The sequence below is a fragment of the Streptomyces sp. BK022 genome (assembly GCF_004217355.1).
Lineage (GTDB): Bacteria > Actinomycetota > Actinomycetes > Streptomycetales > Streptomycetaceae > Streptomyces > Streptomyces griseoluteus.
The window spans coordinates 341,474-367,105 of sequence record NZ_SHKU01000007.1 but is presented as its reverse complement, the minus strand read 5'-3'; the positions used below and the strand labels follow the sequence as shown (position 1 = coordinate 367,105).

Below are 25,632 nucleotides of genomic sequence, written 5' to 3'. Positions count from 1 at the left end.
CATGATCCGTACCGCGCGCCCCGACGACGTACCCGTCATCCACACGATGATCCGCGAGCTGGCCGAGTACGAGAAGGAGCCCGACGAGGCGCGGGCCACCGAGGAGCAGCTGCACGAGGCGCTGTTCGGCGAGCGCCCGGCGGCGTACGCGCACCTCGCGGTGGACGACACCACCGGTGAGCCCGCCGGCTTCGCGCTGTGGTTCCTGAACTTCTCCACCTGGCGCGGTGTGCACGGCGTCTACCTGGAGGACCTGTACGTAACCCCCACCGCGCGCGGCGGTGGTCACGGCCGCGCCCTGCTCACCGAGCTGGCCCGGATCTGCGCCGAGCGCGGCTACGAGCGCCTGGAGTGGTCGGTGCTGGACTGGAACCGCCCCGCCATCGGCTTCTACGAGAAGCTCGGCGCCCGCCCGCAGGACGAGTGGACCGTGTACCGCCTCACCGACGAGGCGCTGACGGACCTGGCCCGCTCAGCCGACTGACTCCCGCACCTGCGCCTTTCCGGCCACCCCGTGCCGGGGCGGCTTCGCCGTGACCATCAGCCCCGCGACCACGGCGGCCAGCAGCGTGACCGCGGCCGCCCACCAGATGGCCACCGTGTAGCCGTGCACCACACCCGCCGGGACCACGCTGCCACGGTCGGCCGGGCCGCGCAGGTGGGCGGTGACATAGGCGGCGGCGCTGGTGGTGGCGACGGTGTTGAGCAGGGCCGTACCGATGGAGCCGCCGACCTGCTGGGCGGTGTTGACGGTCGCCGAGGTGACCCCGGAGTCGCGTGGGGCGACCCCGGCCGTGGCGGTGGCGAACACCGGCATGAAGGTGAGGCCCATGCCGAGCCCGAGCAGCAGCAGCGCGGGCAGGATCTCCGAGGTGTACGACGAGTGCACCGTCATCCGCGTGAGCAGCAGCAGCCCTCCGCAGGCCAGCAGCATGCCCGGCACCATCAGCAGGCGCGGAGCCACCCGGTCCAGCAGCCGGGCGGATATCTGGGTCGACCCGACGATGATCGCGGCGGTCAGCGGCAGGAAGCCGAGGCCCGCGCGGACGGGGGAGTAGCCGAGGACGACCTGGAGGTAGTAGGTCATGAACAGGAACAGCCCGAAGAGGCCGATCACCGCGAGCAGCATGGTGAGGAAGCATCCCGCGCGGTTCCGGTCCCGCACGATGTGCAGCGGCAGCAGCGGGTCCGGCGCCCGGTTCTGCCACCACACGAACACCGCCAGCAGCACGATCCCCACCGCGAACAGCGCCAGCACCAGCGGATCGGTCCAGCCGCGCGGCTCGGCCTCGCTGAACCCGTACACGACGGCGACCAGCCCGCCGCAGCCGAGGACCGCGCCGGGTACGTCGAGCCGGGCGGTGCCGCCGTGGCCGGGCCGGTCGCGCAGCAGGGCGAAGGCGCCGAGGACGGCGATGACGGCGATCGGCACGTTGACGTAAAGGCACCAGCGCCAGTTCAGGTACTCCGTGAGCAGGCCGCCCAGGATGAACCCGATCGCCGAGCCGCTGCCCGCCAGCGCGCCGTAGATCCCGAACGCCTTGCCGCGTTCGCGGGGGTCGGTGAACGTGGTGGTCAGCAGGGACAGCGCGGACGGCGCGAGGACGGCGGCGAACACGCCCTGGAGCGCGCGGGCGCCGAACAGCATCCCGGAGCTGCCCGCCGCGCCGCCCAGCGCGGAGGCCAGCGCGAAGCCGATCAGCCCGATCACGAAGGTGCGTTTGCGCCCCACCAGGTCCGCGATCCGCCCGCCCAGCAGCAGAAGCCCGCCGAAGGCGAGTGTGTAGGCCGTGATCACCCACTGCCGGTTGCCGTCGGACATGTGCAGGGCGGCCTGTGCGGAGGGAAGGGCGATGTTCACGATCGTCGCGTCCAGCACCACCATCAGCTGGGCCAGCGCGATCACGACGAGGCCCCACCAGCGGCGGGGATCGGCTGCCTCGGTTCCGGCGGGGACCGGACCGCGCTCACCCGTTCGGCCGATGCTCATCTGGCCAGAAGACCATGGATCGGGGTGGGCCGCATCCGCGTCGGAGAGCCCGCGCCGCTCGGCGCCGTGACGGTTCCCCTCACGGGTGCTTGAGGTCGAGGCGGTGTCAGTGCGGGGGTGCAGCATGGGCGCATGGCGACAAGGCGAACCACGGGCATGGGCGGCGGCACGGCGGTACGGGGCGCGCGGCGCCCGGAGCTGCGGCTGCCGCCCCTGGTCCCCTGGGCGGAGGCGGAGCTGGAGCGGGACGGGGACTACGACGGGGTGGAGTTCCAGGAGGCCGACCTCTCGGGACAGCAGGGCGGGGGCGCCCGGTTCATGGACTGCGCGCTCACCGGATGCGTGCTCGACGAGACCGGGCTCGGGCGGGCCCGGGTGCTGGACTCGGTGCTCGACGGGGTGCGGGGGGTGGGCACGCAGCTCGCCGAGGCCACCTTCCGGGACGTGGAGTTCCGCTCGCCCCGGCTCGGCGGCGCCCAGCTGCACGGGGCGGTGCTGGAGCGGGTCGTGGTGCGCGGGGGCAAGCTCGACTTCCTCAACCTGCGGGAGGCGCGGCTGAAGGACGTGGTCTTCGAGTCCTGCGTCCTGGTGGAGCCCGACTTCGGCGGGGCCCGGCTGGAGCGGGTGGAGTTCGTCGACTGCGCCCTGAAGTCCGCCGACCTCTCCCGCGCCACGCTGAAGGACGTCGACCTGCGGGGGGCCGCTCCGCTGGAGATCACCCGAGGGCTGGACCGGCTGTCGGGCGCGCTGATCGGCACCGGGCAGTTGCTGGACCTCGCGCCGCTGCTGGCGGCGGAGCTGGGGATCAGGGTGGAGGGGTAGCGGGGGTTACGAGATACGGGGGTAGCGGGCCTGGAGGGTCCAGATCGCGGGGTTCTCGGCGAGGTCCTCGTGCATGTCGGTCAGGTCCGCGATGACGTCGTGCAGGAAGTCGCGGGCCTCGCGGCGGAACTCGGCGTGCGAGAAGCTCAGCGGGGGTTCCTCGGCGGGCATCCAGTCCGACTCGATGTCCACCCAGCCGAAGCGGCGCTCGAACAGCATGCGGTCGGTGGACTCGGTGAAGTCCAGCTCCGCGCGCTGCGGGCGGGCGGCACGCGAGCCCATCGGGTCCTTGTCCAACTGCTCCGCGATGTCGCAGAGCGCCCAGGCGAAGTCCAGCACCGGCACCCATCCCCAGGCTGTGGACAGCTCCCGGTCGGACTTGGTGTCCGCGAGGTAGACGTCCCCGCAGAACAGATCGTGCCTGAGCGCCCGGACGTCCGCCCGCCGGTAGTCCGTCTGCGGGGGGTCCGGGAAGCGGTTGGAGAGCGCGTAGCCGATGTCGAGCACGTCAGATGGTCCCACGGCCGGGGCTCAGCGTGCCCGCTCGGCCAGCAGCCGGCCCAGGCCCGGCGGCCACACGGGCTCGGCGGGACCGCCCAGTTCGACGGGGGTCCACCAGCGGCCGCCCAGGATGCCCTCGGCGAAGTGGGCGGCGCGTGCGGAGGCGGTGGGGTCGCGGCGGGGGCCGGGGGTCACGTAGATGTGCTCGTGCTGGTGGACGGGGACGCCTGCGCGGGTGAAGTCGTGTTCCCACGTGCACAGCAGGGGGCCCGGGACGAGATCGGTCCAGCCGGTCTCCTCGGCCAGCTCCCGCGCGGCGGCCTCGCGGGGGGTCTCGCCGGGTTCGAGCCCGCCGCCGGGCAGGGCCCAGTGGACGCCTACCTCGCAGTTGTCGTACCGGAAGAGGAACACGGCGCCCTCCGGGTCGACCACGGCGGTACGCGCGGCCTGCCGGGGCGTGCGCAGCGGCTTGCGCAGGACCGTGCACGGGCGGTTCAGGGCGCGGTCGCGGCGGTGGGCCAGGGGTTCGTAGCCGAGGGATGTCCAGAAGGCGAGGCCCGCCTGGTTGCCGTCCAGCACGGCGAGACGGACCGCCTGGCGGCCGGCCGCGCGGAAGCGGGCCTCGGTCAGTTCGGCGGCCCGGCGTCCGTACCCCCTGCCCTGCTGAGCGGCATCGACCAGCAGCAGTCCGATCCACGGGTCGGGATCGGCCGGATCGGGGTGACGGGCCAGGGTGTTCACGACGGCGACCAGCCGCCCCTCCACCCGGGCGAGCAGCACCTCCCCGCCGGGGTGGGCCAGTTCGCCCGCGACCGCCTCCGCGACCTGCTCCGGCCGGATGTCCGCCGGGTCGGGAAACTCCCCGCTGAGCGTGTGGAACGCCCGCTGAGAGGCGTACAGCGCCGTCAGTTCGCCGAGCACGGGCGCAACGCCCCCGGGGGGCACGGGTTCGAGGATCACCCGCCGCACGCTAACGCGCGCGCTCGCTTCGAGGGGGGATCATGTGACCCGGCCCCGGTGGCCGTGCCGACCCGGGTGGCTGAGCGCGCCCCGGCCCCGGGTAAGGCCCCGGAGCCGGCGGCGGCCGTTCTCAGACGTTGACGCCGAAGTCCTGGGCGATGCCGACCAGGCCGGAGGCGTAGCCCTGGCCCACCGCGCGGAACTTCCACTCCGCGCCGTTGCGGTACAGCTCGCCGAAGACCATGGCGGTCTCGGTGGCCGCGTCCTCGGAGAGGTCGTAGCGGGCGATCTCCGCGCCGCCCGCCTGGTTGACGATGCGGATGTAGGCGTTGCGGACCTGGCCGAAGTTCTGGCCGCGGTTCTCGGCGTCGTAGATGGAGACCGGGAAGACGATCTTCTCCACGTCGGCCGGGAGGGCGGCCAGGTTCACGTTGATCGCCTCGTCGTCGCCCGCGCCCTCGCCCGTGCGATTGTCGCCGGTGTGGACGATGGAGCTGTCCGGCGTCTGCTTGTTGTTGAAGAAGACGAAGTGCTGGTCGGAGTAGACCTTGCCCTGGCCGTTGACCGCGATGGCGGAGGCGTCCAGGTCGAAGTCCGTGCCGGTGGTGGTGCGGACGTCCCAGCCGAGGCCCACGGTGACGGCGGTCAGGCCCGGAGCCTCCTTGGTGAGCGAGACGTTGCCACCCTTGGACAGGCTTACAGCCATGATTGGGAGTCCCTTCCCTTTTGAGTATCTTGCCGACGAAGCTACGTCACCGGTTAGAACGGCGGGAGGGGTGCCTCAGGTTCCGCCCCGCTTTACCTTTTTTACCGAGCTGCTCCGCCGCCACCGGCAGGCGCGCCGGAAATCGGGGTGACTCGGGGTGCCCGGAGCCGGGAACATGGGACGTATGTCCGGGCCCTATCTCATCCGCGGCTCGGTCTCGCTTCCCGAGGCCGAGCTGAACTGGCGTTTCTCGCGGTCTTCCGGGCCCGGTGGCCAGCACGTCAACACCAGCGACTCCCAGGTGGAGCTGCGCTTCGACCTCGCCCGCACCGAGGCCCTGCCCCCGGTGTGGAAGGAACGCGCGCTCGAACGCCTGGCCACACGCCTGGTGGACGGTGTGATCGTCGTACGGTCCTCCGAGCACCGCTCCCAGTGGCGCAACCGCGAGACCGCCGCCGTACGCCTCGCCGCCCTCCTCGCCGAGGCCACCGCACCCCCGCCCAAGCCCCGCCGCGCCACCCGCATCCCACGCGGCATCAACGAACGCCGGCTGCGCGAGAAGAAGCAGCGGGCCGACACCAAGCGCGGCCGCTCGGGCCGGGACTGGGGTTAGGGCCTGTCTTTCGGATCTTGCCGGGGTCGCGGCGCCTGGCACGCACATCTGCCGCGTTGTCGTCACTCGCCGACGCTCCGCGTCGACTCCCTCCTCCGCCTTGCAGCTGCACGCACCAGACCCCGCTCGGGTCGGCCCGTAGGAACCGTCGGCCCGAGCCGGCCTGATCCGGAAGACAGGCCCTAGGTCAGGTCGAGCACCCCGACCGTCTGGCCCCCGCTCGTCTCGTCCGTCGTACGGAACCCCAGCCGCCGGTAGAACTCGCCGGGCCCGTCCGCGCCGGGGTGCCAGGTGACGTACAGCTCCCCGCACCCGCGCCGCCGCAGCTCCGCCGCGACCGACTCCACGGCGAACCGGCCGTACCCCCTGCCCTGTCGGCCCGCGTCGATGTTCAGCCGCCACAGCCCGGAGCGCCGCAGGCTCCCGCCGTCCGCGCGCCAGTCGATGTCCAGAAAGGCCATCAGGAACCCGACCGCCACGTCCCCGTCGAGAATCAGCCGGGGCCAGGCCACCCCGGCGGGGCGCACGTACGCCTCGGCCAGCGAGTGCGCGACCGGTTCGACGGCGTGCTCCTGATCGGGACGCACACGGATGGCCAGAGCAGTTTCGAGGTTCGCGGGTGTGACCTCGGCGAGACGGGGTGACATGCGCGCACCCTAGGGCGGCGCATCCGCCGGGCGCCTCCCCTTTATGGGCTCCGACGCTCCTTCACGGGCTCCGGCTTTCCGGGCGTCAGCCCAAGTGCCGGTACCGGCCCCGGTAGTACAGCAGGGGGCCGCCCTCCGTGCTCGGGACGCGGGCCGTCAGGACACGGCCGATGACGAGGGTGTGGTCGCCGGCCTCGACGCGCTGTTCGGTGCGGCACTCCAGGGTGGCCAGGGCGTCGGGGACCAGGGGGGCGCCCGTGGCCTCGCCGCGGTCGCAGGCGAGGTCGGCGAAGAGGAGGCGGTCGCTGACCCGGCCCTTCATGGCGAAGCGCCCCGCGATCTGCCGCTGGTGCTCGGCGAGGACGGACACCGCCCAGAGCGGCTGCTCGTCCAGCAGGTCGTCCATGCGGGAGCCGGTGCGCAGGCTGACCAGCACCAGCGGCGGGTCCAGCGAGACCGACATGAAGGCCGTGGCCGTCATGCCCGCGTCCTCACCGCCCGGCGCGTACGGGTCGTCGGGGTCCAGCGGCGGTTCCTGCGCGGTCACCAGGACCACGCCCGCGGCCAGCCGGGACATCGCGGCCCGGAACTCGTCGTCGCTCACCCCCTCAGCATGCACAGAAGCGGCCGTGGCGGTGGGGGAGGGAGGGTTCAGCACGCCGGAAACGCTAATCGGCCGCCCGCGGCCACCGCATCGGGCCTCCGGTGTAACCCGGACCTAGGACCAAAGGACCGGACCTGTGGCGGAAGGGTCCGCCGGGACCGGCCAGGGGCATATGCGCAACTTCGCAGCCTTTGCGATCGGAGAACGCAATGGGAAAGTGCGGAAACTGCACTCAATTGTTCAAGTTCTTCTGTGACTTGAGTCACAAGGAGTACGGAATTGTTGACCCTGTGTACCGAGTGAGCAGCGCGCTGTGATTCAGTGGCGAAAAGCCTGTGGACAGCAGGGGGAGGGCGAGCATGGAGACCGATCAGGAGCCGTACGTCCCTCTGACGTCACTGCGTCAGCTTCACCAGGTCATGGCCGAGATGAACACCGCGCGCAGCCAGGCCGACACCCTGCAGATCGTCGCGGACGGCGCGGTCACCGCCCTCGGCTACGAGATGGCCTGCGTGAACCTCGTGCGCCCCGACGGCGACCTGGTCGTCGCCGCCGTCTCCGGCAACTCCGCCGCCGAGGCCCTCATCACCGGCCGCACCGGCTCCCGCGAGTCCTGGGACCGCCGCCTGGGCATGGGCGAACTCTGGGGCGACCTGGTGTTCATACCCCACACCGAGGGCTGGGTCCTCGACGACGACGACGTGCCCCAGTGGTACACCGACGGGCCCGCCCCCCGCGTCCCCGACGAGTGGCACCCCGGCGACCGCCTCTTCGCCCCGATGTACGCCCCCGGCGCCCAGGGCGGCGCCCGCGGCGGACTGCTCGGCGTCATATCCGTCGACCGCCCGCTCACCGGCCGGCGCCCCGGCGCCTGGGGCCGCGAGGCCCTGCAGATGTACGCCTTCCAGGCCGCCATCGCCATCAGCAACGCCCACCTCCGCGCCAACATGCAGCGCGCCCTGGTCCGCCTGGAACGCGACCAGCAGGCCCTGCGCGCCAGTGAGGAATCCTTCCGCCAGGCGTTCGAATACGCCCCCTCGGGCATGGCCATCGCCGAGATGGGCGGTGACCAGCACGGCCGCATCCTGCGCACCAACGACGCCCTGTGCCGCCTGCTCGGCCGGCCCGCCTCCGCGATGCGCCGCTACTCCTTCTCCGACCTCGTCCACCCCGAGGACATCGGCACCCTGCTGCGCACCTCCGCCGAGGGCGGCCGGGCCGAGCTGCGGCTCGCCCGGCGCGACGGCAGCTATGTGTGGGTGTCGCTGCGCAACTCCGTGGTCGCGGACGCGGCCGACGGCCCGCGCTTCCTGCTCACCCACGTCGAGGACATAGAGGAGCGCAAGCGCCGTGAGCTCCAGCTCGCCCACCGCGCCTCCCACGACTCCCTGACCGGGCTGCCCAACTCCGCCGAGCTGCGCTCCCGGCTCGCCGCCCGGCTGTGCCGCCGACCCGCCCACCTCGGCGCCCTGGACTCCCTGGACGCCGCCTACGGCCACCCGGCCGGCGCCGGCGACGCCCACGGCTTCGACTTCCCGCCGGGCCCGGAGGCGTACGACGCCTTCGACCACCATGTGCACGCCGTCGCCCCCGAGCAGGGACCCGACGACGGCACCAAGGGGCTCGCGGTCCTCTTCTGCGACCTGGACGGCTTCAAGTCGATCAACGACCGCTTCGGGCACAACGCCGGCGACGCGGTCCTCATCGAGGTGGCCCGCCGGCTCAGCGCGGGCCTGCGGGACGGCGACACGGTGGCCCGGCTCGGCGGTGACGAGTTCGTGATCCTCGCCGACGGCCTCGGCCAGGCGGACGCCGCCGACCTCGCGGTGCGCCTGCGCAACGAGATCATCCAGCCGATCCGGGCCGAGGGCCGGGCCGTCCGGGTGGGCGCCAGCTTCGGCATCGGCTGGGCGCACTGCGGGATGACGGCCGACGAAGTGCTGAAGTCCGCCGACGAGCGGATGTACGTTGAGAAACGATCTCGTCCCAAACAGCATCGGCGTGCCGGGTGAAACCCTGGTCAGTGCGCTGACAGTGCCGGGCTCCGCGCTCCGGGCGTCCGTTCGGGGGTCCCCCGTCCGAGCGAATCGGGGTGTGCGGGAGGGTAGGCTCGCCATTCCAACCCCGTACCCCGCCCGCCCGCACTTGTTGAGGAGTACCCAGGGATGACGCCCGGCGACAACGGCGCGAGCAAGCCCGAGGAAGACGACCCGTTCGGCTACCTGTACGCCGACGGCCAGGCCCGGGGGGCCCAGCCGCCGTCCGGTGGTTACGGCTATCCCAACGCGGTCAACAGGGTGCGCCCGGTCGGTGAGCGCCGGTACGGCCAGCCGCAGCAGCCCGCCCCGCAGCAGGGCGGCTACGGGCAGACGACCGCGGCCCACTACCAGGCACCGGAGACGATGCCCGGCGGTGCTCCCGCCTCCCGGCAGTCGTCGCACGGCGGCGGTGGCGGCGGGCGGCGCGGGCCGAACACCAAGGGTCTGCTGATCGGCGCCATCGCGGTGGTCGCGGCGGTCGTCATCGGCATCAGCATCGCGATGCTCAACGGCAACTCCGACGACGACAAGGGCGGCGACCAGGCGGACGCCTCCCCGACCCAGTCGCAGCAGGCCACGGGGAGCCCCAAGGCGACCAGCACCGGCGAGGCCGGCGAGCTGCCGAAGGCCGACGCGGTCGACGACGCGGTACAGCTGGCGGGCGGCGCCGCCCCGGCCTCCGACGTCAAGGGCGCTAAGTCGGCGGGCGGCTCCTACGTGGGCGGCCTGAACCAGGTCGGCGCGTCGGTGACCTGGACGGTGGACGTGCCGAAGCCGGGCAAGTACACGCTCAACGTCAACTACGGCGTGCCGGGCAAGGACGCCAACACCACACTGACGATCAACGGCACCTCGCAGAACCGCCCGCTGAACATGTCGAACTTCGCCCACGCCCCCGAGGGCGACTGGGAGCGCGGCTGGACCCACACCTGGGCCAACCTCCAGCTCCAGAAGGGCTCGAACACGATCAGCATCTCGTGCGGCAGCGGCAACCAGTGCGACGTCAACCTGGACCAGTTCTGGCTGGAGAAGGGCTGGCGCAACTAGCCCGTACGGGCTTTTACGCCGCCGACTCCTCATCTGTCACCGTGGCCGCGGTCAGCAGGCGTGCGTAGTCCGCCGGGTCGAACTCACCTGCCGTGGGCGCCAGTACGGCCGCCGCCGAGAGGGCGGTGGCGCGGGTGAGGCGGTCGGGCCAGGGGAGGCCGTCGACCAGGCCCGACAGCAGGCCCGCCACCGCCGCGTCGCCCGCGCCGGTCGGGTTGCCGCGCAGGCGGGCGGGCGGGGCGGCGCGCCAGTGGCCCTCGGGGGTCGCGGCCAGCAGACCGTCCGGGCCCAGGGAGGCGACCACCGACCGGGCCCCCCGGCGGCGGGCGTCGCGGGTGGCGCGGGCCGGCTCGTGGGAGCCGGTGAGCTCGGCCAGTTCCGCCGCGTTGGGCTTGACGATGTCGGGCCGGGCGGCGATCCCGCGCCGCAGCGGCTCCCCGCTTGTGTCCAGCAGCACCGGAACCCCGGCCGACCGGGCCACCCGTATCAGCCCCGCGTACGCGCCCACCGGCACGCCCGGGGGCAGGCTGCCGCAGAGGGCGACCGCCCGGGCGTCGGCGAGGAGAGTGTCGTAGGCGCGCAGGAAGGCGGCCCATTCGGCGGCGCCGATGTGCGGACCGGGCTCGTTCAACTGGGTGGTCCGCCCGGTGAGTTCGTCCACGACGGCGACCGTGCGGCGGGTCGGTCCGGTGACCGGCACCAGCGCGTCGGTGACCCCCGGCGCGGCCGCGAGCCGCTCGCGCAGCACCTGGCCGGTCGGGCCGCCCGTGAAACCGGCGACCGTCACCGCGTACCCGAGCGCGGCGAGCACGCGGGCCACGTTGACGCCCTTGCCGCCGGGCCGCTCCACGACCTCCGACACCCGGTGCTCGGCGTGCGGGCGCAGCGACGCCACGCGGTACGTGATGTCGAGAGCGGTGTTCAGCGTGACCGTCAGGATCACCCGGTCCGACCTCCCTCGCTGGTCCGTACGCCTCGGTTTCCGGGGCCCCGATCATGCCAAAGAGACGGCGTCCGGCCCAGTTGAGGGACGGACGCCGTCTGATGAAGCCGGGTACGGATCAGGGCAGTTGGGGCGTGACCACCCATTCGCCCCGGCGCATGACGCCCTTGAGCGCGAAGTCGCCGTCCAGCAGCACGAGGTCGGCGTCCCTGCCGGGCTCCAGCGAGCCGACCCGGTCCGCCATGCCGAGCAGCCGGGCCGGGTTGGCCGACAGCGCCCTGACCACGTCCGCGACCGGGAGGCGGTCCACGGTGACCGCCCGCCGGAAGGCGCGGTCCAGGGTCAGCGTGGAGCCCGCGATGGAGCCGCCCTCCACCAGCCGGGCCACGCCGTCGCGCACCTCGACCTCCAGCGGGCCGAGCAGATAGCGGCCGTCGCCGGAGCCCGCCGCGTCCATCGCGTCGGTGATGAAGGCGACGCGGTCGGCGCCCGCGTGGTGGAACGCCAACTGCAGTGCCGCCGGGTGGAGATGGGTGCCGTCGTTGATCAGCTCGACGGTGATCCGGCCGTCCTCCAGGAGCGCGGTGATCGGGCCGGGGTCGCGGTGGCCGATGGGGGGCATCGCGTTGAAGAGGTGGGTGGCGACGGTGGCGCCCGCGTCGATGGCGGCGACCGTCTGCTCGTAGCTCGCGTCGGTGTGCCCGACGGCCGCGATCACGCCGTGCTCGGCGAGCAGGCGGACGGAGTCCAGGCCGCCCGGCAGTTCGGTGGCGAGGGTGACCATCCTCGCGTGGCCGTGCGCGGCGTCGACCAGCTTGCGGACCGCGGCCGGGTCCGGGTCGCGCAGCAGTGCCTCGGAGTGCGCGCCCTTGCGGCACGGGGAGATGAACGGCCCCTCGAAGTGGATGCCCGCGATGTCGCCCTGCTCGGCCAGTTCGGCCAGCATCCCGGCCTGGCGGGCCAGTACGTCCAGGTCGTCGGTGACGGTGGAGGCGACCAGCGTGGTCGTGCCGTGTTCGCGGTGGGTGCGGACGGCGGTGAGCGCGTCCTCGGCGCCGCCGGAGAAGGCGGCTCCGCCGCCGCCGTGGTTGTGCAGGTCCACGAAGCCGGGCACCACCCAGTGGCCGGTCACGTCGAGCACGTCGGCGCCCTCGGGCGCGCGCTCCGCGATCCGGCGGCCGTCGACGGCGACCCGCCCGCCCGGCACCTCGCCCGTGGGCAGCACCACGGTGCCGCCGGTGAGCACCAGCGGGCGTGCGCTGTTGTCGGCCATCAGGTGCGTACCTCCGTGGTCTGGGGGATGTGCCGGAGCAGGTCCCGGGCGAGCAGCGCCGCGCCCAGGCACCCGGCGCCGTCACCGAGCGCGGCCGGGACGAGGACGGGCGCGCCCTGGAAGGTGATCCGGCGCTCGATGGCCGCGGCGAGCGGCCGGAACAGCACGTCACCGGCCTCGGCGAGCCCGCCGCCGACGATCAGTGTGCCGGGGTCGAGCAGGGTGAGCGCGGTGACGAGGCCGTCCGCGAGCGCGTCGACCGCCTCGGTCCAGACGCGGGCCGCGTCCGGGTCCCCGGCGGCGACGGCCCGCGCGCAGTCGGCGGCGTCCGCGTCCGCGCGGCCGCTCGCCGCCGCCCAGGCGGTGCCGACGGCGGCCGCGGAGGCGTACCGCTCCAGGCAGCCGGTCTGGCCGCACGGGCAGGGGCGGCCGCCGGGGCGTACCACGATGTGGCCGATCTCCCCGGCGAAGCCGTTCGCGCCCGCCTCCACACCGCCGGCCAGGCCGATCGCCCCGGCGATGCCGGTGCCCAGCGCGACGAAGAGGAAGCGGCCGGTGCCCCGGCCGGCCCCGGCCCGGCCTTCGGCGAGGCCGCCGGTGCGCACGTCGTGGCCGAGGGCGACGGGCATGCCGAGCCGCTCGGTGAGCAGCGCGCGCAGCGGTACGTCGCGCCAGCCGAGGTTGGCCGAGTACAGGGCGGTGCCGTTCGCCTCGTCGACGGTGCCGGGGACGGCGACGCCGGCCGCGAGCGCGGGGGCGCCGAGGTGCTCGGCGCCGTGCGCGCGCAGGTCGGCGGCGAAGTCGAGGAGGCCGTCGACGACCGCGTCCGGTCCGCCCTCACGGTCCGTCGCGCGGCGGGCGCGGTGCAGCACCGCGCCGTCCTCGCCGACGAGCGCGGCCTTCATCGAGGTACCGCCCACGTCCAGGGCGATGACATGTCTCACCGGCCCAGTGTGACCCGCCGACCCGAGAAAGGTCTAGTCCACTCACGTGGTGTAGACCTTATGCGTTCGAAATCGAATGGTCTGACCAAGGGGACAGGGGTTCTGAGGGTGCGTCGGCTTACGGCAGGAACGATCGCGGTGGTCTCCGCACTGGGCATGACGGCGCTGCTCGGCGGCTGTGGGAGCACGGGCTCCTCCCAGGTGACCCTGAAGCTGGTCGCCGCCGACTACGGCGACTCGGCCGCCAACAGCTCCAAGAAGTACTGGTCCGCCCTGGTCGACGCGTACGAGGCGAAGCACCCCGATGTGAAGGTCCAGGTCAGCGTCTACTCCTGGAACGACGTCGACGCCAAGGTGAAGGAGATGGTCGACTCCGGGAACGCCCCCGACATGGCCCAGATCGGCGCGTACGCCGACTACGCGGCCTCGGGGAAGCTGTACCCGATGTCCGACACGCTCTCCATCGGCACCCAGGCCGACTTCGTGCCGCAGCTCGCCGACGCGGGGGACTGGAACCACACGCCGTACGCGATGCCGTTCGCGGCCTCCACGCGCGTGCTCTTCTACAACAAGTCGCTGTTCCGGCAGGCCGGGATCACCCCGCCCACCACCTGGGACGAGCTGGCCTCCGACGCCGAGGCGCTCAAGGCCAAGGGCGTGAAGTACCCGTTCGCGCTGCCGCTCGGCCCGGAGGAGGCGCAGGCCGAGACCATGCAGTGGCTGCTCAGCGGCGGCAGCGGCTACACCGACGACATCGGCACCTACACGATCGACTCCGCGCTGAACGGGGAGACGTTCACCTGGCTCAAGGACGACCTGGTGGGCAAGGGGCTCACCGGGCCCGTCGCCCCCGGCCGGCTCAACCGGGCCGCCGCGTTCGCCGCGTTCGCGGACGGTCAGGTCGGCATGCTCAACGGCCACCCCACGCTGATCCGGCAGGTGGAGGCGAAGGGCGTGAAGTTCGGCATGGTCCCGATGCCGGGCCGCACCGGGCGGGCGCGGGCCGCGATGGGTGTCACCGACTGGATGCTGGCCTTCAGGCAGAACGGCCACGCGCGCCAGATCGGCGGCTTCCTGGACTTCGTGTACGAGCAGAAGAACGTGCTCGACTTCTCCCGCAAGTACGGTCTGCTGCCCGTCACCACCTCCGCGTCCGAGGCGATGAGCCAGTCGGACGCCCCGTCCGACGCGCCGCTGCGCGCCTTCCTGGAGCAGCTGCCGACCGCCGAGCAGTACCCGGTGAACAAGACCTCCTGGGCGGCGGTCAGCGCCGCCGTGAAGAAGGACATCGGGCAGGCGGTCTCCCCCGACGGCAGCCCCGCGGGCGTCCTCACCCGGCTCCAGGCCGCCGCCACGGCCGCCGACAGCACGGCCCAGTCCCAGCGCTGAGCCCGCTGTCAGCGGTCGGGGTTACGGTTGCCGGCATGGAACTCGGCAGCCGTGAGAAGGCGATCCTCGCGCTGGAGCGCCGGGGCTTTCCCGGCCCCGGCGCGAAGGAGCGCGCCATCCGCGAGCAGCTCGGGCTGGCCCCGGTCCGCTACTACCAGCTCCTCAACGCCCTGCTGGACGACGAGCGTGCCCTCCGGCACGACCCGGTGACGGTCAACCGGCTGCGGCGGGTCCGCGAGGCGCGAAGGTCGCAGCGGTAGAGCCCCTTTCGGAGGCGTGAGGGCGGCCCGGCGCGGATAGTGTCGCCCTATGGGCAACCCTGACAACACCGCCGAGGACAGCGCGCTGCCGGTACCGGTGACCCAGGCGGGCCGCGACGGCCTGCGGGCGCTGCTCCGGCAACCCCGCACCGCCGTGATCGGCCTCGACTTCGACGGCACCCTGGCCCCCATCGTCGCCGACCCCGACCAGGCCCGCGCCCACCCCGGCGCGGTGCCCGCGCTGGCCGCGCTCGCGCCGAAGGTGGCCTCCGTCGCCGTGGTCACCGGCCGCCCGGCCGGGGTGGCGGTCCGCAACGGCGGCTTCGCCGGGGTCCCCGGCCTGGAGCACCTCGTCGTCCTCGGCCACTACGGCGCCGAGCGCTGGGACGCCGCGACCGGAGACGTCACCGCGCCCGCCCCGCACCCCGGCATCGCCGCGGTCCGCGCGGAACTCCCCGGCGTGCTGGACCGGGCGGGCGCCTGGCCCGGCACCTGGATCGAGGAGAAGGGCCGCGCGGTCGCCGTCCACACCCGCCGCGCAGAGGATCCCGAAGCCGCCTTCGAAACCCTCCGGGCCCCCCTCACCGACCTCGCCACCCGCCACGGCCTCATCGTCGAACCCGGCCGTCTCGTCCTCGAAATCCGCCCGCCCGGCATGGACAAGGGCGTGGCCCTCCTCGACCACCTCCGCGCCACCGGCGCCGAGTCCGTCCTCTACGCCGGCGACGACCTCGGCGATCTCCCCGCCTTCGCGGCCCTGGAGAAACTCCGCTCCGAGGGCGTCCCGTGCCTCCTGGTGTGCAGCGGCAGCAGCGAGGTGACGGAACTGGCCGAACGCGCCGACCTGGTGGTGGACGGCCCGGAGGGCGTGGTGAACCTGCTCGCCGCCCTCGCGGACCGCACCGGCTGATCAGCCCCGCAGCGCGTCCAGCTGGTCCAGGAACCACTTGGTCGGGGGCAGCGCCGTCGCCGCGTCGGCGAGGTGCTTGGAGCGTTCGGCGCGGGCGGCGTCCGGGAGGGTCAGGGCCTCGTGGAGGGCCTCGGCCGTGCCGACGACGTCGTACGGGTTGACCGTGATCGCGTGCTCGGAGAGCTCCTCGTAGGCGCCCGCCTCGCGGGACAGCACCAGGGCCACGCCCTCGTCGGAGACGACCGGGACCTCCTTCGCGACCAGGTTCATGCCGTCGCGGATGGGGTTCACCAGGGCCACGTCGGCAAGGCGGTACGCGGCCAGGGAGCGGGCGAAGTCGTCGTCGAGGTGGAGCAGGACCGGGGTCCAGCCGGGCGTGCCGTACTCGGCGTTGATCTGCTCCGCGACCCGGCGTACCTCGTCCATGTAGGAGCGGTACAGGGCGAGGTCCTGGCGGGAGGGGTAGGCGAAGGCGACGTGGACCACGCGTTCGCGCCACTCGGGGTGGTCCTCCAGGAGGCGGCGGTACGCCAGCAGGCCCCGCACGATGTTCTTGGACAGCTCGGTGCGGTCCACCCGGACGATCGACCGGCGCCCCTCGCCGATCTGCTCGCGCAGCACCGCCATCCGCTCGTCCACGTCGGCCCGGTGCGCCCGCTCCCGCAGGAACTCCGCGTCCGCGCCGAGCCCGTGCACCCCGATCTCCGTACCCGAGGGGATGCCCGGACCCAGGACCGCGTGGCAGCAGTCGGTGAACGCGTCCGCCCAGCGCCGGGTCAGGAAGGCCGCCCGGTCCGCGCCCAGGATGCCGGTGAGCAGCTCGGCCGCGATGTCGTCGGGGAGCAGGCGGAAGTAGTCCGGCGGCGCCCAGGGGGTGTGCGAGAAGTGCCCGATGCGCAGGTCGGGGCGGAGCTTGCGCAGCATCCGGGGGGCCAGCGCCAGGTGGTAGTCCTGGACCAGGACCGCCGCCCCCGGCGCCGCCTCCTCGGCCAGCGCCTCGGCGAACGCCTGGTTGTAGGACCGGTAGGCGTCCCACTGCCGGCGGAACTCCGCGTCGAACACCGGCTCCAGCGGCGTCTGGTACATCATGTGGTGCACGAACCACAGCGCGGAGTTGGCGATCCCGTTGTACGCGTCGGCGTAGACCCCAGCGTCGATGTCCAGCATCCGCACCCGCTGGCCGCCGGTGTCCTCGGCGGGCAGCAGTCCGCCGCCCGCGCGCCGCACCGCCTCCCGGTCGCCGTCCCCGAGCGCGGCACACACCCACACCGCGTCCGTGTCCGGACCGATCGCCGACAGCCCCGAGACGAGACCGCCGCCGCCCCGGCGGGAACTCAGGGACCCGTCGGGACCCACCGTGTACGAAACCGGGCCGCGATTGGACGCGACCAGCACCTCAGCACCCTGCGTAGCCATGGCCTCAACCTAGCCCGGCCCACAAATGCTCAAACGTACGCGCGACCGGCGAGCCGGACCGTATACGGCCCGCTCACGCCACCTCCCGCGCCGCGTACTCCGCGATCTCCGCCATCGGCGGCCGCTCCTCGGTGTCCACGGAGTACGTACGCGGCTCGAACCCGCTCACCCCCCGCTCGAACTGGGTCAGCACCGGCCGCACCAGGTGCCCGCGCGCTAGCCGGAGCTGCGCGGTGCGGTAGATCGCGGCGGCCATCCGGCCGAGCGCCTGCCCGTCCTGGTGCCGGTGCTTGCGCACGCCCACGTCCACCTGGGCCAGCGCGTCCAGCCCGACCAGGTGCAGCGAGTCCACCAGCATGCCCAGCTCCACCCCGTACCCCACCGGGAACGGCAGCCGCTCCAGCAGGGAGCGCCGGGCCGCGTACTCCCCGCCCAGCGGCTGCACGAACCCGGCGAGCTGCGGCCAGTGCATGTTCAGCAGCGGGCGCGCCATCAGCTCGGTCACCCGGCCGCCCTGCCCGGCGGCGCCGCCCAGCGGACGGTCGTACATCGCCTTGACCAGGTCGATCCCCGGATCGGTGAGCAGCGGGCCGACGATGCCGAGCACGAAGTCGGAGGAGAACTCGCGCAGATCGGCGTCCACGAAGGCGATGATGTCGCCGTCGGTCGCCAGCAGGGAGCGCCACAGCACGTCGCCCTTGCCGGGCACGGCGGGCAGCCGGGGCAGGATCTCGTCCCGGTGCACCACCCGCGCGCCCGCGGCAGCGGCCACCTCGGCGGTGCGGTCGGTGGACCCGGAGTCCACCACGACTATCTCGTCCACCAGCGGCGCCTGGAAGACCAGGTCGTGGCGGATCACGGAGACGATCTCGCCGACCGTCGCCTCCTCGTTCAGCGCGGGCAGCACCACGGAGACGCGCTGCCCGGACCGCTGCTTGGCGGCCAGCACGCGGTGCAGCGGGCGGTCGGCCACGGACCAGGAGCGGGTGGCCAGCCAGCGCTCGGTTTCTTCCATCATGGTCTGCGGCTCCTCACTGCCTGATCCATCTCGCGGTTCGGACGACACCTTCAACTCTCCTGGCCTTCGGTTACAGTCTTGAACAACGCCGATGACCATCGCATGTCGAGGTCGGACGGCGTCCACAACCGAATACCGCTCATCCAGAGGGGCAGAGGGAAACGGCCCGATGAAGCCCCGGCAACCCTCCAGCCGGTCTCCCGTGCGCGACACACCGCGGCACGCGCGAGGCTCCCGGCTAGGGAAGGTGCCAAATCCGTCTCACGGCGAGATGCGTCGTGAGGAAGATGAGGAGAAAGGGCCTCGCCTCCATGGCTGTGCAGACTGTCGCCACCCCCACCGTCGATCTCGGACCCGCCGCCGCCCTGAGCTGTCGGGAGTGCGGACACCGCGTCCCGCTCGGTCCCGTCTTCGCCTGCGAGGAGTGCTTCGGACCGCTGGAGATCGCCTACGACTTCTCCGCGTACGACACCGAGAAGCTCCGGGCGCGCATCGAGTCCGGCCCCGCGAACATCTGGCGCTACGCCCCGCTGCTGCCCGTCCCCGCCGACGTGGCCGACAAGCCGAACCTCAACCCCGGCTGGACCCCGCTGGTCAAGGCCGACCGCCTGGCGAGTGAACTCGGCGTCACCGGCGGGCTGTTCGTGAAGGACGACTCCGGCAACCCGACGCACTCCTTCAAGGACCGCGTCGTCGCCCAGGCGCTGGAGGCCGCCCGCGCCTTCGGCTTCACCACCCTCTCCTGCTCCTCCACCGGCAACCTGGCCGGGGCCGTCGGCGCCGCCGCCGCCCGCGCCGGCCTGCGCTCCTGCGTGTTCATCCCGCACGACCTGGAGCAGGGCAAGGTCGTCATGGCCGCGGTCTACGGCGGTGAGCTGGTCGGCATCGAGGGCAACTACGACGACGTGAACCGCTTCTGCTCCGAGCTGATCGGCGACCCGGCCGGCGAGGGCTGGGGCTTCGTCAACGTCAACCTGCGCCCGTACTACGCCGAGGGTTCCAAGACGCTGGCGTACGAGATCTGCGAGCAGCTCGGCTGGCGGCTGCCCGACCAGCTCGTGGTGCCGATCGCCTCCGGCTCCCAGCTCACCAAGATCGACAAGGGGCTGAAGGAGCTGATCGCGCTCGGCCTGGTCGAGGACAGGCCGTACAAGATCTTCGGCGCCCAGGCGGAGGGCTGCTCGCCCGTGTCGGCCGCCTACAAGGCGGGACACGACGTGGTGCGGCCGCAGAAGCCGGACACCATCGCCAAGTCCCTCGCCATCGGCAACCCGGCCGACGGGCCGTACGTGCTGGACATCGCGCGCCGCACCGGCGGGGCGGTGGAGGATGTGACGGACCCGCAGATCGTGGACGCCATCAAGCTGCTGGCCCGCACCGAGGGCATCTTCGCCGAGACGGCGGGCGGGGTGACGGTCGGCGTCACCGCCAAGCTGATCGAGTCCGGCGCGCTGGACCCCTCGCTCACCACCGTCGTCCTCAACACCGGCGACGGCCTCAAGACCCTGGACGCGGTCGCCGGTACCGGCCTGTCCGCGACCATCCGCCCGAACCTGGACTCCTTCCGAGAGGCTGGCCTCGCATGAGCGTGACCGTTCGCATCCCGACCATCCTGCGTACCTACACCGGCGGCCAGGCCGAGGTCGCCGCCGAGGGCGGCACGCTCGCGGAGGTCATCGAGGACCTGGAGAAGCGCCACCAGGGCATTTCCGCCCGCGTCCTGGACGACCAGGGCAGGCTGCGCCGGTTCGTGAATGTCTACGTCAATGACGACGACGTGCGTTTCGAGGGCGGACTTCAGACCGCCACGCCCGACGGCGCGGGTGTCTCCATCATTCCGGCGGTCGCCGGCGGCTGAAATTTACCGTCGGTAATGGTCCTCTGTGTGGCCCCCTTCGCAAGACAAACGGAGGGGGCCATTCTGCGTGATTGAGCGCGGTAGAGTTGGGGAACGCGCTCCCGGTCCCGCGGACCGGGCGCCCTTGATTCATGCCGCCGGCCCGACAAGAAGCAGCCAAAATGCGCGGGTAATGTGCGGCATTTGTTGCATTTATGGGGCCCGACTTGCCCCGAATTCAGCCGAAGTTGCGGCAGATTCCGGACTGTGTCCGTCCAGAATTCTCGTCCGATTGACCTGTTGCAGACGGCAGTTGGACAGATACATTCAGCCGCGGTCGACGCGTTCCGGCGCACGCCCCCGGAGGATTGGGGGGCGAGGTCTGACCCAGGTTCACGAGGTGTGGATCTGCGCAAGGGCCAGTAATAGGGGAGTTAGCCATGGCTCAGGGCACCGTCAAGTGGTTCAACGCGGAGAAGGGGTACGGCTTCATCGCGGTCGACGGTGGTGCGGACGTCTTCGTCCACTACAGCGCGATTCAGATGGACGGCTACCGCAGCCTGGAAGAGGGTCAGCGGGTCGAGTTCGAGATCTCGCAGGGTCAGAAGGGCCCGCAGGCCGACATGGTTCGCGTCACCGCCTGAACGTCTCCAGCTGAGCGCAGGGCCCGTACCCGTACAGGGTGCGGGCCCTTCGTCCTGTTAAGTCCCGTCCTGATCCCCCGAAGGCGCTTGCACTCGCCCTGGGGGAGTGCTAATCATTGCGTTAGCACTCTGAAGGTGAGAGTGACAACGAAGGACCGGGTCGGTGAGGCCCGCAGGCCGGGTGGGGCAAGGAACCACGAGGCCGGCGAGCCGTCCGTCGCGGGCGCGGGCGCGGTCCGAAGGAATCACCCCCAGTCCTGGAGGGACCACTTCACATGGCCAAGATCATCGCGTTCGACGAGGAGGCGCGGCGCGGCCTCGAGCGCGGCATGAACCAGCTCGCGGACGCCGTCAAGGTGACGCTCGGCCCCAAGGGCCGCAACGTCGTCCTCGAGAAGAAGTGGGGCGCCCCCACGATCACCAACGATGGTGTCTCCATCGCCAAGGAGATCGAGCTCGAGGACCCGTACGAGAAGATCGGCGCCGAGCTGGTCAAGGAAGTCGCCAAGAAGACGGACGACGTCGCCGGCGACGGTACGACCACCGCGACCGTGCTGGCCCAGGCCCTGGTCAAGGAAGGCCTGCGCAACGTGGCCGCCGGCGCCAACCCGATGGCCCTCAAGCGCGGTATCGAGAAGGCCGTCGAGGCCGTCTCCACCGCCCTGCTGGAGCAGGCCAAGGACGTGGAGACCAAGGAGCAGATCGCCTCCACCGCCTCCATCTCCGCCGCCGACACCCAGATCGGCGAGCTCATCGCCGAGGCGATGGACAAGGTCGGCAAGGAAGGCGTCATCACCGTCGAGGAGAGCAACACCTTCGGTCTGGAGCTCGAGCTCACCGAGGGTATGCGCTTCGACAAGGGCTACATCTCCGCCTACTTCGCGACCGACATGGAGCGCATGGAGGCGGTGCTCGAGGACCCGTACATCCTCATCGCCAACTCCAAGATCTCCTCGGTCAAGGACCTGCTCCCGCTGCTGGAGAAGGTCATGCAGTCGGGCAAGCCGCTGCTGATCATCGCCGAGGACGTCGAGGGCGAGGCCCTCTCCACCCTGGTGGTCAACAAGATCCGCGGCACCTTCAAGTCCGTCGCCGTCAAGGCTCCGGGCTTCGGCGACCGCCGCAAGGCCATGCTCGGCGACATCGCCATCCTCACCGGTGGCGAGGTCATCTCCGAGGAGGTCGGTCTCAAGCTGGAGAACGCCTCCCTGGACCTGCTGGGCCGCGCCCGCAAGGTCGTCGTCACCAAGGACGAGACCACGATCGTGGACGGCGCCGGCTCCTCGGAGCAGGTGCAGGGCCGCGTGAACCAGATCCGCGCCGAGATCGAGAACTCCGACTCGGACTACGACCGCGAGAAGCTCCAGGAGCGCCTGGCGAAGCTCGCGGGCGGCGTGGCGGTCATCAAGGCCGGTGCGGCCACCGAGGTGGAGCTCAAGGAGCGCAAGCACCGCATCGAGGACGCCGTGCGCAACGCCAAGGCCGCCGTCGAGGAGGGCATCGTCGCCGGTGGTGGCGTGGCCCTGCTCCAGGCCGGCCAGGTCTTCGACAAGCTGGAGCTGTCGGGCGACGAGGCGACCGGTGCCAACGCGGTCAAGCTCGCGCTGGAGGCCCCGCTCAAGCAGATCGCCGTCAACGGTGGTCTCGAGGGTGGCGTCGTCGTGGAGAAGGTCCGCAACCTGCCCGTCGGCAACGGCCTGAACGCCGCGACCGGCGAGTACGTCGACATGATCGCCGAGGGCATCATCGACCCGGCGAAGGTCACGCGCTCCGCGCTGCAGAACGCGGCCTCCATCGCCGCGCTCTTCCTCACCACCGAGGCCGTCATCGCCGACAAGCCCGAGAAGGCCGGCGCGGCCGCTCCGGGCGGCATGCCGGGCGGTGACATGGACTTCTGATCCTCCTGGATCAACCGTCCGTCGCCAGGGCGGCACCTCCCCCGCGGGAGGTGCCGCCCTTCGGCGTCTCCAGGGGGCGCACCGGTTTCCGTCACCTCCCTTGACACCCCCGCCGGACCGCCACAACACTCCACGACGGGAGAGCGCTCTCCTGGATTCCACGGCACATGTGATGGACCGTCACGCGGACGGTCGCGGACGGCGTCGTCCCTCTCGCCGGTCCCGGCCGCCCGACCCCCACCGTCCCCATCGACGTGGCAGGAGGTCTCCATGGCACGGAGATCGAAGATCGTCTCAGGATTACTGGTGTCCAGCGCGCTGGTCCTCACCTCGCTCGGCCTGGCCGGCGTGGCGATGAGCGCCGACCCCGCGGCGGGGCCGGTCCACACGGCTCACGCGATGCCCGTCTCCACGCAGTACTCGCCGGAGGACCCCGACGGCGACGGATACATCCCGGCGAACCCGCCGGTGACCGGGGTCGTCCCCTCCAAGGCCGAGCCACCGCACCGGTACTTCCACGAGTTCCAGGCGAACTGCTCGGTGACCCACACCCGCCCCGACGACCCGATCGTCTACCCGGGCCAGCCGGGCAAGTCGCACGACCACACGTTCATGGGCAACACGACCACGAACGCGGCCAGCACCACCGCCTCGCTCGACACGGGCGGCACCACCTGCAAGGCGCCCGGCGACAAGTCGGCCTACTGGATGCCGACCCTGCTCAAGGGCGGTACGCCGGTGCTGCCGGTCGGCCCGCAGACCATCTACTACAAGGCGGGCGTCACCGACTACACCAGCGTGCGGCCCTTCCCGAAGGGGCTGCGCTTCGTCGTCGGCAGCCCGATGCAGTCGGCGGCCGAGTTCCGCGCCCACCGCGGCTTCGTCGAGGGCTGGGAGTGCGGTGACAGCTACTTCAACACCGACTTCCCCGCCCAGTGCCCGAACCGGGCCGACGTCCAGCTCAACATCCGCTTCCAGGCCCCCAGTTGCTGGGACGGCAAGTACCTGGACACCCCGAACCACCAGAGCCACATGGCGTACCCGGTGGTCAACCCCGGCACGAACAACAACATCTGCCCGGACGACCACCCCGTCGCCCTGCCGATGATCGAGTTCAAGATGGCCTTCCCGGTCAACGGGGACATGAGCCAGGTCAAGCTGTCGAGCGGAGCGGGCTACTCGTTCCACTACGACTTCTTCAACGCGTGGGACGCGCCGACCCTGAAGGCGCTCGTGGACCACTGCGTCGTCGGCGCCCTCCAGTGCGACGCCCGGGGCTACGACCAGACGCACCCCGAGGCCGGCGCCGCCCTCGACGCGAACTACCGGCTCCCCTGATCCCGAGCACCCTTCCCGCCGGCCGGTACACGGCCCGGCCGGCGGGACCCCGCTCCATCCCCCCACCCGCACACCGGACGGACACTCATGACCGCATCCCGTGTCACGGCACCTCTCACGGCGGGCCTGCTCGCCGCCGGAGCCCTCGTCGCGCTGCCCGCCCCGCCCGCGCACGCCGCCGGCTCCGTCGTCAGGGTCACCGGCTCGCAGGGCAACTGGCAGCTGACCGTCGACGGCAGCCCGTACCAGATCAAGGGCCTCACCTGGGGGCCGTCCACCGCCGACGCGTCCCGCTACCTGCCCGACCTGAGGTCGATGGGCGTCAACACCGTCCGCACCTGGGGCACCGACGCCTCCAGCAAACCGCTCTTCGACGCCGCCGCGGCCCAGGGCATCAAGGTGGTCGCCGGGTTCTGGCTGCAACCGGGCGGCGGCCCCGGCAGCGGCGGCTGCGTGAACTACCTGACCGACACCGCCTACAAGAACCAGGTGCTCACCGAGTTCCCCCAGTGGGCCGCCACCTACAAGGACAACCCCGGCGTGCTGATGTGGAACGTCGGGAACGAGTCCGTGCTCGGCCTCCAGAACTGCTACAGCGGCGCCGAGCTGGAGCGCCAGCGCGACGCCTACACCACGCTCGTCAACGACATCACCAAGAAGATCCACGCCGTCGACCCCAACCACCCGGTCACCTCCACCGACGCGTGGACCGGCGCCTGGCCGTACTACAAGAAGAACGCGCCCGACCTCGACCTGTACGCCGTCAACGCCTACAACGCGGTGTGCGACGTCAAGGCGGCCTGGGAGCAGGGCGGTTACACCAAGCCGTACATCGTGACCGAGACCGGGCCGGCCGGGGAGTGGGAGGTGCCGGACGACGCGAACGGCGTCCCCGCCGAGCCCACCGACCGCGCCAAGGCCGACGGCTACACACGGGCCTGGAACTGCGTCACCGGGCACCGGGGCGTCGCGCTCGGCGCCACGATGTTCCACTACGGCACCGAGTACGACTTCGGCGGCATCTGGTTCAACCTGCTGCCCGCCGGGGAGAAGCGGCTGTCGTACTACGCCGTGAAGCGCGCGTACGGCGCGGACACCTCGCGGGACAACACCCCGCCGGTCATCTCCGACCTGAGCGTCGAGGGCGACGCGGCCAGGGTTCCGGCGGGCGGTGACCTCACCCTCGCGGTCAAGGTCACCGATCCCGACGGCGACCCGATCACGTACGAGGTGCAGGACAACAGCAACTACATCGACCAGAGCAAGCAGCTCGTCACGCTGCCCGCGACCAACCTCGGCGGGGGCCGGCTGCGGGTCACGGCGCCGGACCGGCCGGGCGTCTGGAAGATCTACGTGAAGGCCAAGGACGGCAAGGGCAACGTGGGCGTCGAGACCCGGTCCTTCCGTGTGGTGCCGCCCGTCCCCTCGGGTACGAACCTCGCCCGGGGCAAGCCCGCGACCGCCTCCTCGGCCCAGACCGGCGGCGGCGACTGCCCCTGCACGGCCGCGGGCGCCGTGGACGGCGACCTCACCACCCGCTGGGCCAGCGACTGGAGCGACCCCCAGTGGCTCCGCGTCGACCTCGGCACCCGCACCTCCTTCCGGCACGTGCAGCTGGTGTGGGAGACCTCCTACGCCCGCGCCTACACGGTGCAGACCTCGGACGACGGGCAGAACTGGACCACCGTCCGCACCGTCACCGACGGCAACGGCGGCGTCGACGACCTCGACGTCTCCGGGACCGGGCGCTATGTACGGGTCAACGGAACGGCCCGGGGCACGGGTTGGGGCTACTCGCTCTACGAGTTCGGGGTCTACGGCTGAGCCGACCGG

At 72.0% G+C, this 25,632-nt stretch carries 25 protein-coding genes and 1 riboswitch; of the genes, 14 read left to right on the top strand and 11 right to left on the bottom strand.

Annotation, left to right across the window (positions count from 1 at the left end):
- The first annotated feature begins 1 nt into the window (after nt 1).
- Complete coding sequence (locus EV284_RS28250) at nt 2-484, top strand: GNAT family N-acetyltransferase (RefSeq protein ID WP_130339054.1); 483 nt, start codon at nt 2-4, stop codon at nt 482-484.
- On the opposite strand, the gene EV284_RS28245 is transcribed toward EV284_RS28250, so the two are convergent.
- Nucleotides 473-1,990, bottom strand: a complete 1,518-nt coding sequence (locus tag EV284_RS28245) for an MFS transporter (protein ID WP_130339052.1) — start codon at nt 1,988-1,990, stop codon at nt 473-475. The two genes, EV284_RS28250 and EV284_RS28245, sit on opposite strands and share 12 nt — an antisense overlap.
- Before the next feature lie 132 nt (nt 1,991-2,122).
- On the opposite strand from EV284_RS28245, the gene EV284_RS28240 reads away from it, so the two are divergent.
- Nucleotides 2,123-2,812, top strand: coding sequence for a pentapeptide repeat-containing protein (locus EV284_RS28240; protein WP_207229157.1), 690 nt, complete (start codon nt 2,123-2,125; stop codon nt 2,810-2,812).
- Between the two features lie 6 nt (nt 2,813-2,818).
- On the opposite strand, the gene EV284_RS28235 is transcribed toward EV284_RS28240, so the two are convergent.
- From EV284_RS28235 to EV284_RS28225, 3 genes are all read right to left on the bottom strand, one after another.
- Nucleotides 2,819-3,319: a hypothetical protein gene (locus EV284_RS28235; protein ID WP_030804532.1), complete on the bottom strand. Its 501-nt coding sequence runs from the start codon at nt 3,317-3,319 to the stop codon at nt 2,819-2,821.
- A 24-nt stretch (nt 3,320-3,343) separates the two neighbouring features.
- On the bottom strand, nt 3,344-4,273 hold the full coding sequence (locus EV284_RS28230; protein WP_130339050.1) for a bifunctional GNAT family N-acetyltransferase/NUDIX hydrolase: 930 nt from the start codon (nt 4,271-4,273) through the stop codon (nt 3,344-3,346).
- 130 nt (nt 4,274-4,403) lie between these two features.
- On the bottom strand, nt 4,404-4,979 hold the full coding sequence (locus tag EV284_RS28225; RefSeq protein ID WP_030804536.1) for a TerD family protein: 576 nt from the start codon (nt 4,977-4,979) through the stop codon (nt 4,404-4,406).
- A gap of 184 nt (nt 4,980-5,163) precedes the next feature.
- On the opposite strand from EV284_RS28225, the gene arfB reads away from it, so the two are divergent.
- Nucleotides 5,164-5,592 (top strand): alternative ribosome rescue aminoacyl-tRNA hydrolase ArfB, encoded by a 429-nt coding sequence (gene arfB / locus EV284_RS28220; RefSeq protein ID WP_130339047.1) that lies wholly within the window; start codon nt 5,164-5,166, stop codon nt 5,590-5,592.
- Between the two features lie 182 nt (nt 5,593-5,774).
- Here arfB and EV284_RS28210 read toward each other — a convergent pair whose 3' ends face one another.
- Together EV284_RS28210 and EV284_RS28205 are read right to left on the bottom strand one after the other, a co-directional pair.
- Complete coding sequence (locus tag EV284_RS28210) at nt 5,775-6,239, bottom strand: GNAT family N-acetyltransferase (RefSeq protein WP_130339045.1); 465 nt, start codon at nt 6,237-6,239, stop codon at nt 5,775-5,777.
- Nucleotides 6,240-6,324: 85 nt separating this feature from the next.
- A complete protein-coding gene (locus EV284_RS28205; RefSeq protein ID WP_242625848.1) occupies nt 6,325-6,897 on the bottom strand; it encodes a flavin reductase family protein in 573 nt (190 codons plus the stop codon).
- 305 nt (nt 6,898-7,202) lie between these two features.
- Between EV284_RS28205 and cdgB the strand changes: the two genes are divergently transcribed.
- Complete coding sequence (cdgB, locus tag EV284_RS28200; RefSeq protein ID WP_130339043.1) at nt 7,203-8,855, top strand: diguanylate cyclase CdgB; 1,653 nt, start codon at nt 7,203-7,205, stop codon at nt 8,853-8,855.
- A gap of 153 nt (nt 8,856-9,008) precedes the next feature.
- Nucleotides 9,009-9,929: a CBM35 domain-containing protein gene (locus EV284_RS28195; protein ID WP_130339041.1), complete on the top strand. Its 921-nt coding sequence runs from the start codon at nt 9,009-9,011 to the stop codon at nt 9,927-9,929.
- A gap of 13 nt (nt 9,930-9,942) precedes the next feature.
- On the opposite strand, the gene EV284_RS28190 is transcribed toward EV284_RS28195, so the two are convergent.
- The 3 genes from EV284_RS28190 to EV284_RS28180 form a co-directional block, all read right to left on the bottom strand.
- Entirely contained in the window at nt 9,943-10,872 is a 930-nt protein-coding gene (locus EV284_RS28190; RefSeq protein ID WP_130339039.1) for a 1-phosphofructokinase family hexose kinase, read from the bottom strand.
- A gap of 118 nt (nt 10,873-10,990) precedes the next feature.
- Nucleotides 10,991-12,145 carry an N-acetylglucosamine-6-phosphate deacetylase gene (nagA, locus tag EV284_RS28185; RefSeq protein ID WP_130339037.1) on the bottom strand — a complete coding sequence of 385 codons (1,155 nt, stop codon included), beginning with the start codon at nt 12,143-12,145 and terminating at the stop codon, nt 10,991-10,993.
- Nucleotides 12,145-13,089, bottom strand: a complete 945-nt coding sequence (locus EV284_RS28180; protein ID WP_130339035.1) for an ROK family protein — start codon at nt 13,087-13,089, stop codon at nt 12,145-12,147. The genes nagA and EV284_RS28180 overlap by 1 nt, the downstream gene beginning before the upstream one ends.
- 138 nt (nt 13,090-13,227) lie before the next feature.
- On the opposite strand from EV284_RS28180, the gene EV284_RS28175 reads away from it, so the two are divergent.
- The 3 genes from EV284_RS28175 to otsB are packed head-to-tail and all read left to right on the top strand — an operon-like array spanning nt 13,228 to nt 15,648.
- On the top strand, nt 13,228-14,478 hold the full coding sequence (locus tag EV284_RS28175; protein ID WP_130339033.1) for an extracellular solute-binding protein: 1,251 nt from the start codon (nt 13,228-13,230) through the stop codon (nt 14,476-14,478).
- Between the two features lie 35 nt (nt 14,479-14,513).
- Complete coding sequence (locus EV284_RS28170) at nt 14,514-14,738, top strand: DUF3263 domain-containing protein (RefSeq protein ID WP_130339031.1); 225 nt, start codon at nt 14,514-14,516, stop codon at nt 14,736-14,738.
- A gap of 49 nt (nt 14,739-14,787) precedes the next feature.
- Nucleotides 14,788-15,648, top strand: coding sequence for a trehalose-phosphatase (gene otsB, locus EV284_RS28165; protein ID WP_130339029.1), 861 nt, complete (start codon nt 14,788-14,790; stop codon nt 15,646-15,648).
- Here the strand turns inward: otsB and EV284_RS28160 are convergent, their stop codons facing one another.
- Nucleotides 15,649-17,064 (bottom strand): trehalose-6-phosphate synthase, encoded by a 1,416-nt coding sequence (locus EV284_RS28160; protein WP_207229156.1) that lies wholly within the window; start codon nt 17,062-17,064, stop codon nt 15,649-15,651. It lies immediately after the preceding gene.
- 73 nt (nt 17,065-17,137) lie between these two features.
- On the bottom strand, nt 17,138-18,082 hold the full coding sequence (locus tag EV284_RS28155) for a glucosyl-3-phosphoglycerate synthase (RefSeq protein WP_130339027.1): 945 nt from the start codon (nt 18,080-18,082) through the stop codon (nt 17,138-17,140).
- 136 nt (nt 18,083-18,218) lie between these two features.
- Nucleotides 18,219-18,376: riboswitch (SAM riboswitch) on the top strand.
- A 17-nt stretch (nt 18,377-18,393) separates the two neighbouring features.
- Between EV284_RS28155 and thrC the strand changes: the two genes are divergently transcribed.
- From thrC to EV284_RS28125, 6 genes are all read left to right on the top strand, one after another.
- Nucleotides 18,394-19,668 carry a threonine synthase gene (gene thrC / locus EV284_RS28150; RefSeq protein WP_130339025.1) on the top strand — a complete coding sequence of 425 codons (1,275 nt, stop codon included), beginning with the start codon at nt 18,394-18,396 and terminating at the stop codon, nt 19,666-19,668.
- Nucleotides 19,665-19,940, top strand: coding sequence for a MoaD/ThiS family protein (locus EV284_RS28145; protein WP_130339023.1), 276 nt, complete (start codon nt 19,665-19,667; stop codon nt 19,938-19,940). Before thrC ends, EV284_RS28145 begins: the two co-directional genes overlap by 4 nt.
- A 419-nt stretch (nt 19,941-20,359) precedes the next feature.
- Nucleotides 20,360-20,563: a cold-shock protein gene (locus EV284_RS28140; protein ID WP_009189266.1), complete on the top strand. Its 204-nt coding sequence runs from the start codon at nt 20,360-20,362 to the stop codon at nt 20,561-20,563.
- Nucleotides 20,564-20,838: 275 nt separating this feature from the next.
- Nucleotides 20,839-22,461 (top strand): chaperonin GroEL, encoded by a 1,623-nt coding sequence (gene groL, locus EV284_RS28135; RefSeq protein WP_130339021.1) that lies wholly within the window; start codon nt 20,839-20,841, stop codon nt 22,459-22,461.
- A 270-nt stretch (nt 22,462-22,731) separates the two neighbouring features.
- A complete protein-coding gene (locus tag EV284_RS28130) occupies nt 22,732-23,799 on the top strand; it encodes a DUF1996 domain-containing protein (RefSeq protein WP_130339019.1) in 1,068 nt (355 codons plus the stop codon).
- 87 nt (nt 23,800-23,886) lie between these two features.
- Nucleotides 23,887-25,623: a discoidin domain-containing protein gene (locus EV284_RS28125; RefSeq protein WP_130339017.1), complete on the top strand. Its 1,737-nt coding sequence runs from the start codon at nt 23,887-23,889 to the stop codon at nt 25,621-25,623.
- Nucleotides 25,624-25,632: the final 9 nt, after the last annotated feature.